Annotated in this window: 6 protein-coding genes and 4 pseudogenes; 3 read left to right on the top strand and 7 right to left on the bottom strand. The window is 63.8% G+C overall.

The window, feature by feature from the left end; translation table 11 throughout:
* Nucleotides 1-365 precede the first annotated feature (365 nt).
* Together WH85_RS49675 and WH85_RS53555 are read right to left on the bottom strand one after the other, a co-directional pair.
* Nucleotides 366-842 (bottom strand): SUKH-3 domain-containing protein, encoded by a 477-nt coding sequence (locus WH85_RS49675; RefSeq protein ID WP_083449747.1) that lies wholly within the window; start codon nucleotides 840-842, stop codon nucleotides 366-368.
* A 350-nt stretch (nucleotides 843-1,192) separates the two neighbouring features.
* Nucleotides 1,193-2,020 (bottom strand): annotated as a pseudogene (locus WH85_RS53555) (Hint domain-containing protein); the annotation flags it as partial.
* Between WH85_RS53555 and WH85_RS53550 the strand changes: the two are divergent.
* Nucleotides 1,940-2,416, top strand: a pseudogene (locus WH85_RS53550) (beta-L-arabinofuranosidase domain-containing protein); the annotation flags it as partial. The pseudogenes WH85_RS53555 and WH85_RS53550 sit on opposite strands and share 81 nt — an antisense overlap.
* A gap of 17 nt (nucleotides 2,417-2,433) precedes the next feature.
* On the opposite strand, the gene WH85_RS51310 reads toward WH85_RS53550, so the two are convergent.
* Nucleotides 2,434-2,859 carry a hypothetical protein gene (locus tag WH85_RS51310; protein WP_045748322.1) on the bottom strand — a complete coding sequence of 142 codons (426 nt, stop codon included), beginning with the start codon at nucleotides 2,857-2,859 and terminating at the stop codon, nucleotides 2,434-2,436.
* Nucleotides 2,860-4,092: 1,233 nt separating this feature from the next.
* On the opposite strand from WH85_RS51310, the gene WH85_RS44815 reads away from it, so the two are divergent.
* Nucleotides 4,093-4,997 (top strand): IS5 family transposase gene (locus WH85_RS44815; RefSeq protein ID WP_157411620.1). Its coding sequence is split into 2 segments (ribosomal slippage): nucleotides 4,093-4,440 and nucleotides 4,443-4,997, totalling 903 coding nucleotides; the frame shifts between segments, so codons are not numbered across the junction.
* On the opposite strand, the gene WH85_RS54295 is transcribed toward WH85_RS44815, so the two are convergent.
* From WH85_RS54295 to WH85_RS44805, 4 genes and pseudogenes are all read right to left on the bottom strand, one after another.
* Nucleotides 4,948-5,070 carry a hypothetical protein gene (locus tag WH85_RS54295; RefSeq protein WP_425394698.1) on the bottom strand — a complete coding sequence of 41 codons (123 nt, stop codon included), beginning with the start codon at nucleotides 5,068-5,070 and terminating at the stop codon, nucleotides 4,948-4,950. The two genes, WH85_RS44815 and WH85_RS54295, sit on opposite strands and share 50 nt — an antisense overlap.
* A gap of 541 nt (nucleotides 5,071-5,611) precedes the next feature.
* Entirely contained in the window at nucleotides 5,612-5,734 is a 123-nt protein-coding gene (locus WH85_RS53545) for a hypothetical protein (RefSeq protein WP_245674373.1), read from the bottom strand.
* 334 nt (nucleotides 5,735-6,068) lie between these two features.
* A pseudogene (locus tag WH85_RS51300) lies at nucleotides 6,069-6,182 on the bottom strand (IS5/IS1182 family transposase); the annotation flags it as partial.
* Nucleotides 6,183-7,041: 859 nt separating this feature from the next.
* Nucleotides 7,042-10,053 (bottom strand): annotated as a pseudogene (locus WH85_RS44805) (ricin-type beta-trefoil lectin domain protein); the annotation flags it as partial.
* 10 nt (nucleotides 10,054-10,063) lie between these two features.
* Here WH85_RS44805 and WH85_RS44800 point away from each other — a divergent pair.
* The gene (locus tag WH85_RS44800; RefSeq protein WP_052721279.1) at nucleotides 10,064-10,399 is read left to right on the top strand and encodes a DUF6192 family protein; all 336 of its coding nucleotides are present in this window, start codon (nucleotides 10,064-10,066) and stop codon (nucleotides 10,397-10,399) included.
* The last annotated feature ends 18 nt before the right edge of the window (nucleotides 10,400-10,417 follow it).

Below are 10,417 nucleotides of genomic sequence, written 5' to 3'. Positions count from 1 at the left end.
CGCCAACCCGCGCCCGTTCATCTGGACCAAGACCGCCGAGGAGATCCTCGAATCAATCGCCAGATTTTGTGACCGAATTTCCGGCGCAGGACACTAGCGGGATTTCCGGCATGCCCGACAATTGCAGCTCACGAACGATACTGGCGACGAGGCGTTCATCAATCATAGGGTCACTCCATTCCATCTACCGGGTCCCGCCGGGCGGAGGGAGCTCAGGCCAAACATCGCCACATCCTGAGCTCCCGGGAAGCTCAGCGTCCCCCATTGGCCCTTCGGATCATCTGAGCTACGTAAGCAAAACGCCGCTCACACGACCTCATCACCGCCGTGACCAACCGTCATCCAAGAACGCAATGGCCCTGGGCTCACAGCTGCCACTCACCGATGATCTCCGGTCGCCTACCGCCTTGCATGGCACCGAACAATCCAGCCACCGAGTCGGCGTAGCTGAGGACGTACGAGTCGCGCCCGGCGAAGAACTTCATGCCATCGGTGATGTAGATGGTGAGATGGAATCCATCGGTTCCGACTGGGTACAGATCTTCGCCAATCAACTCGGAGCATCTTTCGGCAATGCGTGCATCCCTGCCGGTAGCCACTTCAGCCGGGTCGAAAGACGTCCAGCAGAACGATTCTACACCATTTATTTCAAGACTTGGATTGTGGTCGAACTTCAATAGGTAGAATTCCGATAGAAACGCCTTCGATGCAGGGATAGAAGCAAATCCGACCGACTCCAACAGGCCGCAGATGCTTTCGATATCGACTTTTCTATCCGGATTCCATCCTCCGCTCGTAAGCATCCTTGAAATTTCCGGAGAAGGCTCAAAAGTAGGTGTCATCTTGACAGATCCCTCGCTCCGGCACGAACTAGAACACTCTGACACGAAAGGCAGGCTGGAACTGGCACGCCACTAGCGCTTCTCACGGTAATGAATTCAATGTCGGATAACTTGAGCGGACGCTCCATCAGCTTCTCGAAATCGGCGCCATGATTTGCGATCAGCGCATTGCAGGCACGCACCTCGGCACAGTTCGCGGCGTCGCCGGCGAAGGTCTGCCCACCATGCTCGAGCTCGGCTTCGATCTCGGGCTCAAGATAGACCGGCTTGGACGAAGGCCCAGAGTAGCCGGTTTCAACCATGTCAGTACCCCGAAAACGAGAAGCGGCAGTCATCGTAGCGTCTGCGGGAGCGTTTCTGGCCGCATCTTTCGCCGCGTCGGTGACGCTGCAGTTGTGTACGAGCACCGGCGTTTCGCCGACCGCTACATAGTACGTGTGGGTGTCACTAACGGTGAGGTTGTGGACGATGTCCCGCACGCTTGTCCAGCGTTGGATTGCGGTGATCTGAACACGGGTGCCGTCACCTGTCTGCAGCCACTGACCGGATTGCAGGCCAGTGGCATTGATCCATTCGCCGAGTTCCGGAACCCAAAACGGGTGACCGTCGGTAGCGATGACCTGGGCTTTCTTTGAGCCCTCGTCACCGTCGATGTCGACAGTAACCTTAACTAGGTGCTTGAGGCCTTCGCCCTTGATCTCGGCGGTCACCGTCTCGGCGGTGGTCTCGCCGGACTCGGGATCGGTGGCCAGGACCTTGTCACCGATCCCGACGTCCTCGATCGGCTCAGTCGTGCCGTCGGCCATAAGGACGCGAGTACCGGGAACAAAGCTGTTGTCAGCGCTCTTACAGTCCGGGCCGCTCGAGCCGCCGCTGCTGCGGTTCGAGGCGTCTGGTGAAGAGGCTTTCTTCCCGCCTCCGGACGCTGGCCCCGCCTTCTGCTTGACCTGCCTCTGGACGGCATTGCCGACCTTCTTCGCCACGTTGACGGCCTTGGTGCTGGTCGTCTTGATGGCCTCGTCGGCCTTCTTCTTGGCCAGCTGGGCGGCCTTCTTCGCCCGTTCGATGGCCAGCTTCTTCGCGTTCAGCGCGGCCGTCTGCGCCGCACGCGCCGCCGCCAGTACCTGTTCGGCTACCTTGCCGCCGCGGGCGGCGGCCGGGACGCGCCGAACTTCCCGTTCCGCACCCACATGCAGGGCCACTTCCCGACCGCCTGGGCCCAGGCGTGGGCCGCGCTCGGCGACACCACCTGCCGCGACAAGGCCGGCGCCATGGTCGCCGGACTGGCCGCATGCCAGGCGTCCAACGGGTACCTGTCCGGGTTCCCGGAATCCGACTTCACCGCCCTGGAAGCGCGCACCCTGAGCAACGGCAACGTGCCCTGCTACTGCGTCCACAAGACCCTGGCCGGGCTGCTCGACGTCTGGCGGCTGATCGGTGACACCACCGCCCGCGACGTGCTGCTCCGCCTGGCCGGCTGGGTCGACACCCGCACCGCCCGGCTCAGCGGCAGCCAGATGCAGGCGATGCTGGGCACCGAGTTCGGCGGCATGAACCCGGTGCTGGCCGACCTCTCCCATAATCACCTCGGTCAATACGTAGACACCATGATCGGCAGGAGGACCACAAGACAGAACCAGCCGGCCAGGCCCGCGAGGAACACCAGGCCCATCACCACCGGGTGCGGCATCCAGGGCTTGTCCCACCAGCTGCCGCCGTCGTCGTCGGCCAGGAACGGCGGCCCGGCGAAGAACCCGTTGAGCGGCCCCAGCAGCGACAGTCCGAGCAGCATGAGCATCAGGACGACCATGTAGTTGCGGCCCGGGTCGTGGCGCACGTACTCGACACTCTCCACCGGCATGATCCCGGCAATCCAGAACGCCAGCCAGGTGATCAGCACATGGTGCACGGTGATCGCCGCGACGACGAGCCAGCCGCCCAGTACCCGCTTACCTTTGACCAGCACCGACGGCGTGTGCAGCAGCGCACCCGCCAGCAGCCAGACGAACGCCAGCACGACGATCGTGTAGCCCTCGGGCGCAGGCTCTCCCGTACCGCAGCCCAGTACGCGTCCCGGTCGGCGAGGTCGTTGGCCACCACCGCCGCGGCGGCCCCGCGGCCAGGCTGAACAGGACCGCGAGCCACTGCCAGAGCCCGGCGATCAGGTGCAGCCACTCACGCCCGGTCAGCCCGTTCCCACCCGCGGGGACCGCCGGCGCGGAAGCTCTCCGCGCGGCAACCCCAGGGGCGGGCACCCAAGGCGCCGAAGCCTCGGCCGGGACCCCAGCCCGGATCCGCGGTAGGTCGTCCGCCATCAGTGGTCCTCCCCCGGCACCTCAAGATCAGGTCCGCCGAGGGTACTCACGATCCTCAGCCATACCCGCGATCGCCATGAGGTCGCCGACCGGCATCTCCAGGGCTGCTGCCAGGTCAATCACCCGCTTCCGGCCCTGGGCACCGACCATCCCGCTCGCATCCAGGCGACAGTCGACTTGGCGAGCCGACACCGCGGTGTCATCTCCCGGCGCGAGATCCCCCGCAGGTCCCAGCGCGCTGAGGATCGCCCCGAACGGATCCGCTGCGCCACAGCAACATCAGCCCCCGAAGAATCGGCGACGTCGCCGCCGCAGCACTACACCTCACCCATTTCGAATACCGCTACCTCACCGAACCTTGCTGAGATCACGTCACTGTCCCGGTCATGGAAGAGCGGATACCCAGGGTCCGACACAACCCTAGGATCGAAGTCGAAAGGCTCCGGATTATCCGACATCCAAACGGAGTCACAAACACCACCCTTCTTGGGAAACCCTGGGTGACAAACCAGATAATGGCTCCATACTCATGACGCCGATTGATCGCCACACGCAGGTAACCACCCGCCACCGAAGAACCTTCGATATACCGACGATCGGCGATACAGAACCACGCATCTTCACCGGGATCCCAAGAGCCTGCAATCTCCTCCTCTCCTCGCATTTCTTCTATAACCTCAGCGACAAAAGCCTCCGAGTTATCCAAGCTCTCTGAGTAACGCCGCTCGCCCCTAAAGTGAACACTCAAGAACACGGACTACCACCTTTTTTATCATTTACCCGTGACCGACCATCTAACTTAAAGCCTCGCATCGTACCCGACGCATCCCGGAACCAAACTGTGAGACCCGATTCCACGGGAAGCATCGCACTAGCTCGTGTTTTGTAGATCTTGAAGGAAGATCTTGATGCTCCTCGATGTTGATCGAGACGCTATGAGCGCACGATTCGAACTCACCGACGCCGAGTGGGTTCTGCTCCAGCCACTGCTGCCGCAGGACCCACCGCGAGGTCACCGCTGGAACGACCACCGCACCACCATCTCCGGGATCCTGTTCCGGGAACGCACCGGCATCCAGTGGCGTGACCTGCCGTCCCGGTTCGGGAACTGGCAGACCGTCTACCAGCGTAAACGCCGCTGGGCCCTGGACGGGACCTGGCAGCGCATCGCCGAACGGCTGCGCCTGGACGCCGACGCCAACGACCCGGAATGGACCCTCGGCATCGACTCCACCGTCGTGCGTGCCCACCAGCACGCCGCCGGAGCACGCCACCAGCCACCGGCCGACCAGTCAAAACACTGACGGCGACCGGCCCCGCTACCGAACCCGAAGCCTTGGGCCGTTCCCGGGGCGGGTTCAGTACCAAGCTGCACCTGGCCGCCGACCTGCGCAGCAGACCCGTCTCCCGATCACTGACCGCCGGCCAGCGCCACGACCGCATCGGCTACGACCAGGTCATGGCGGGTATCCGCATGCCCCGCCGTCGCGGCCGCCCACGAACCCGCCCTGCCCGGCTACTCGGCGACAAGGCGTACTCCGTCGCCGCGATCCGCACCGGCCTACGCCGACGCGGCATCGCCGCGACTATCCCCGAACGCCGCGACCAGCAGAAGAACCGCCTCAAGCGGGGATCCCGCGGCGGACGGCCACCCACGTTCGACCCCGACTGGTACCGGCAGCGCAACACCGTCGAACGAGCGGTCTCCAAACTCAAACAGTTCCGGGCCGTCGCGACCCGTTACGACAAGCGGGCGTTCATGTACCTGGCCACCGTCGACGTCGCCACCATCAAAATCTGGCTCCGCGACCTAACCAAAGATCAACAACACACGACCTAACCGCTTCCATGCAAGCCAACGGCCCTTTGCAAGAGTCACGAAGGCGATTGATCACGATATCAACAGACTTCATGCCAGTCTGCCGCATACGCCAGGCAAGCTTGGTCTCCACATGCGTGCTTTACGGATAGAAGCCACTCGACGGATTTTCAATGTCCGGCAACTCCATAAGAAAATTGTTGATCGATTCCGAAGAGGCCGAATTTCCGCCCTTGAAAGGATTGCCAACTCGGGTTACATCACCCGAATCATCAATATTCGCGATCTACCCGACCGTGGGATAACCTTCACCGCGTTCCGGAAGCTCGTCAACAACATTGCCGACACCGCAATTGTGAACAAGGACCGGCTCGTTGCCAGCGAGCACATAGTACGTGTGAAATATTTCACGGCCAGCACGCAGAGTGACCTGCGGTGACATGCCGTTGACCTGGACTTTCGTCGCCTGGAACCGCGTCGGCGGACGACCAAGGACCCGTTCGATGGCAACACGGACAGACACCGGCACACGTCGCCGCATAGTAGACCCGCCGCCAGTGGTGGGCCCGGCGGGCGGATACGGGTGTGCAGCCATCCGGCGAGAACGGTGGACAGCAGGGCTGGGTCGAGACGGATCAGTGATCGCCACATCGTGGTCCCGGCGGGGACGACGTCACCGAACCCGAACCGGTGCGGGCGTGTTCATCGAGGTCATGAAGCCAGTCGGTGATCGCTGCGAACGACGATGCCCCAGTCATGACCGCGCAGACCGCGACGCCGAGTACCGCTGACAGCGGGTAACGGATCCCGCGTCGGTCCCCGCGGGCCGGGGATCTTCGCCAGCACGTCCAGCAGAATAATGCAGTCACCCTCGGTGACCATAGTTGATGTGGTGGCGGCGTGGGGTGCCGTAACGGTCAATGCAGTGATGAGAGATGATGCCATCGGCGAGTGAGGTCCTCGGGGTTGTGAAGCGTAGAGAACTCTATCTTCACCGATGTGATCTCACCCGCCGCCTTCGCCTCCACAGAGGCCACTCTCCTCGTAAATCCCCAGCTCACGGCCTCGTCGTCAGACAACGCAATCGCCCTGGGGGTCGAGGCGCCGGGACCGGGACCTGCGCTGGTCACGGCGGGCACGGATGAGGCCGGCAAGACGGTTCAGGCTACAAGTGGACAACGGAATCGCGGCAGGGTAAGACAGCACAGCGAGGCTCCCGATTGAGGCATCGGATCTTGGTCGACTGCTGTCTTACCGGGAGCCTCGTCCTATGTCGATCCCGGCGCCCCGCCCCGGCCACGACCTGCATCATCACGATGAAATTTGACTCCAGGATCAACCCTCGATCAAATTCTTCGCAAAAAACTGATTCAGTGATACCGGCCGATGCATTTACTGCGGACACCCAGGTCCGCATTACGGGTAGTATCGTCGCAGTATCAACGCACCCCGGTCATTGATTAGAGCATGGTCGGCAATCGGCCTCATCCGAGGATCGAAGTACTCCAGAACCTCTCTCGTCTCGACAAAAGGGATGCCGAGCTCCTCCTGGAATATCCGCAAAAATCCAAACGGCGTGAGCGCACCCGGAGACTCTCGAGCGAGCAAAAAATCAAGAACCTCCAGGAGGGTCGCGCCTCCGATTACAAAATCGCTCAGCTCGCCTGAATACTTCGTCATAAAATCAGCTTCCAGGTCGCCTGAAGACCGGCTCCGCATTGGTGTAGCTACCAGGATCACCGGCGAGCCGACTCCTGTCCACAGAAACCTCGGTCAGTCCATATTTTGAAAGCATATGCCCGGTAAAGGTACCTCTTGCCGCATCCTCGTGAGACATTCCAGCTCTCAAGTTCTTGTTGAATGCGTTGAGATTGGAAGGCATCGAGGTGACCCACTTAGCCTCGAAAGCATTGACGTTCTCAGGGCCGAAGTGATTCATGACCGCCTCGAACATCTGGCCACCCGGAGGGGTTCCCGCACCCTTCTCGATCGCCATCGTGAGAGTGCCGTTCTTCAGCGTAGCCAAAACGCCACCCCCACCTTCATAGGTCTCGATGAACTCACCGCTGGCACAGTTATGCACAAGAACGGCGGCATTGCCAGCATGCACATAGTACGTGTGGATGTTAGTGACGGTTAGGTTGTGGACGATGGCTTGGGTGGCTGTCCAGCGCTTGACTGCGGTGATCTGGACGTAGGTGCCGTTACCGGTCTGCAGCCACTGGCCAGCCTGTAGATCGGTGGCGTCGACCCACTCACTGAGCTCCGGGACCCAGAACGGGTGACCGCCTGTCGCGATGACCTGGGCGGTTTCAGAACCCTGTTCTCCGTCGATGTCGATTGTGACCTTGACCAGGCGCTTGAGACCTTCGCCCTTGATCTCGGCGGTCACCGTCTCGACGGTGGTCTCGCCGGACTCTGGATCCGTGGCAAGGACCCGATCTCCGGTCTTCACCTCTTCGATCGGCTTGGTGGTGCCATCGGCCATAAGCACTCTGGTACCGGGGACAAAGCTGTTGCTCTCACAACTGTCCTTCGCAGCGCTTGAACCGCCGCTACTCCGGTCCTTGCCGCCGGACGGTCCGCCCTTCTTCCCGCCGGAAGCAGCCGGGTTGGCTTTGCTCTTGGCCTGGCGTTGAACGGCGTTGCCGACCTTCTTCGCCACGTTGACGGCCTTGGTGCTGGTCGTCTTGATGGCCTCGTCGGCCTTCTTCTTGGCCAGCTGGGCGGCCTTCTTCGCTCGCTCGATCGCCAACTTCTTGGCTTGCAGCGCCGCTGCCTGCGCCGCCCGCGCGACCGCCAGGACCTGCTCGGCTACCTTCTTCGCGGTCTTCCAGGCATCGATGGCCGCCATCGTCGCCTTGATCGCCGCGATGATCTGTCGGGTTTTCAGGATTTTGGCCACCGGGATGGCGCTCATCAGCAGGCTGCCGCAGGCCCACAGGTCGCCGCCGAAGCAGCCGATGGCGTCGTTGAGGCCGATGATCTCGGAGAGCATGCCCCAGGCCGCGGAGAGGATGACCGAGGTCAGCGACCGGTTGGCATTGTTCTGGGCCTCGGCCACCTGCGCCGCCGTCAAACCGGCACCAATGAGAGCCGCGCCGATCTCCGAGGCCGTCAGGGTGATGGACAGGCCGGACGGGTCGGAGTGGGTGACCGGGTTGTTGTGGGCGTAGGCGTACCCGTTCTGCTGCACCGGGTCCGCCAGGTCGACCACCGGGTCCGCGGACAGGAACCGGCCGACCACTGGGTCGTACATGCGGGCACCCAGCGGCGTGTAGCCGGAGGAATCGTCGCGCATGGCGCCGAGGAAACCGGTGTTGGTGGCCATGTTCTGCTGCAGGTGGGCGGTGCCCCGCTCGTTGCCGAACGGGTCCTGCTTACGAATGCGTACGGCCATGCCGTCGCTGAGGTTGACCTCGGCGTACGGGCTGCCCTGGTGGTCGCCGGTGATGGCGACCAGACGGGCCGAGCCGCCGCCGGTGGCGACCCGCAGGATCGAGCCGCCCGGCACCGCGTACGAGCGCTGGGTGTTGACCGGCCGGCCGCCCTCCTGGACGGTCAGCTGGGCCTCGCCGAGGTTGAGTGTGGCCTGTTTGCCCTGGATGCTGAGCAGGCGGGAGCCGTCGGCGCCGTAGATGTAGGTGGTTTCGTCCTGCGGCGTCCACAGCTGACCGGCCGCGCCGGTGCACGCGGTGAGGGTGATGGCCGCCGCGTCGGCGGTAGCCGTGAGGCACAGGTTCGAGGCCGGGTGGACAAGCGCGCCGGTGGTGTCGCGGCGGAACTGCTGGGCCGGCGAGCCGTCGCACTTCTGGAGCTGGAGAGTGGAGTCGGCCGGCTGGGCGCACCAGGTGCCGTTGTGCTGGGTGAGCGCGCCGAGGTTGCGGTCCCAGCCCTCGGCGGCCGGGGTGAAGGTCCATTTCTGGGCGGGGCCGTTGTTGCAGCCCCACAGCTGGATCTTCGTGCCGGCCACGGCGGCACCGTCGGCGACGTCGAGGCAGGCGTTGTTCAGGCCCACGTAGGAGGTCTTGCCGTTGCTGCCGGCTCCGGCGATGCGTTCGATCTGGCCGTCGTAGGTCCAGGCCAGGCTCTGGGTGTCGCCGTTCTGCAGTGACGCCACCTGCGCGGTGCTGCCGGTGAGCGTGTAGAGGCGCTCCGCTTCGGCGGTGACCTGCGCGCCCGTCGGGGTCGTGTAGTTCTTGGTGACCTTGGTGAGGGTGCCGGGCTGGCTGCCGTCGGCCTTTCCGTACGTGTACGTGCTGGTGGCGTCCTTGGCGGTGGCGCCGGTGAGGTCCTTGTCGACGAGTTTGGTGCGGTTGCCGAGCAGGTCGTACTCGTACTCCTGCCAGTAACCGGCGTTGTCCTTACCGGCGGCGACGTTGACAGTGCCGTCGGCGCCGACCGGGCCGGCCGAGCAGGATTCCTGGTCCTTCGCCGTCCAGGCCTTGGTCAGCTGGCCGATCGGGTCGTACGTGAAGCACTGCCGTTCCTCGATGCCGACCGACTTCTCGCGGATCGTGGTGATGTTGCCGGCGTTGTCGTACGCGTAGGAGCGGTTCGAGGCGAGGACTCCGCCGACGAGCTTCTTGTCGCCGGTGTTCTCCCGGTAGACCTGCTGGTCGAGCAGGGCGCCGCTGGCGTCGTCGAAGTTGTTCAGCGCCCACACGCGGTAGGGCTGGGCTCCCAGGGTGGAGCGGCGCAGCTGGCCGTAGACCGAGTAGACGGTCTCGGCGCCGTACCAGTTCTGGCCGGAGACCGTGAGGGGCAGGCCCTCGCTGTTGTACCGGGCGATCACCTTCTCGCTCGGGAAGGCACCGATGCCGGGCAGGGTGACCGAATCCGGTAGGCCGGTGTCGGTGTAGCTGTAGGCGTACGTGTAGGTGCTCTTCAGGCCCCAGCGATCGGTGATCGGCTTGGGGAGCGTCATGGTGGTCGTCGTCGGCTGGTAGTCGCTGGTGTAGCCGGTGATCGTCTGGGTGTAGGGCTGCCCGTCGGTGTACCGGGTCACGGTGGTCGGCAGGCCGATACCGCCGACGGCCTTGTCGTAGCTGTACTCGGCTCGCAGATCGGAAGTCGCCGCGCGGGCGATGACCGACACCACGGCCCGGCACTCGGTCAACCGTGCTCAGGCTGATCAGGCCCGCCAGGGTGGCGAGCTGGTCCGGCAGCGCACCCCCGCGCTGCAGCACATCGAGCACACCAGCGAGTTCCTCGACCTGGTCGGGGCGTGCGCGCAGTTCGTCGCCTCGGCCGGCCGGATCGTTCCGGGGCTGCGGGGGCAGAACTACACCGAGGACGAGAAGGCGACGGTGCAGCGCAACCTGGCCCGGGTACGGGCGGCCGCGGACTGGATCGAGGGTGCGGTCGCCACCGGCCAGGTCACCCAGGAGGAGGGCCTGGCCCGCCTCCTGGCCGGTGAGTAGCCCGGCCATGGGACGGGT

The sequence above is a fragment of the Actinoplanes rectilineatus genome (assembly GCF_000962825.1).
Lineage (GTDB): Bacteria > Actinomycetota > Actinomycetes > Mycobacteriales > Micromonosporaceae > Actinoplanes > Actinoplanes rectilineatus.
Note: the sequence above shows the minus strand (reverse complement) of the source record. Positions and strands in the feature narration are given on the sequence as shown.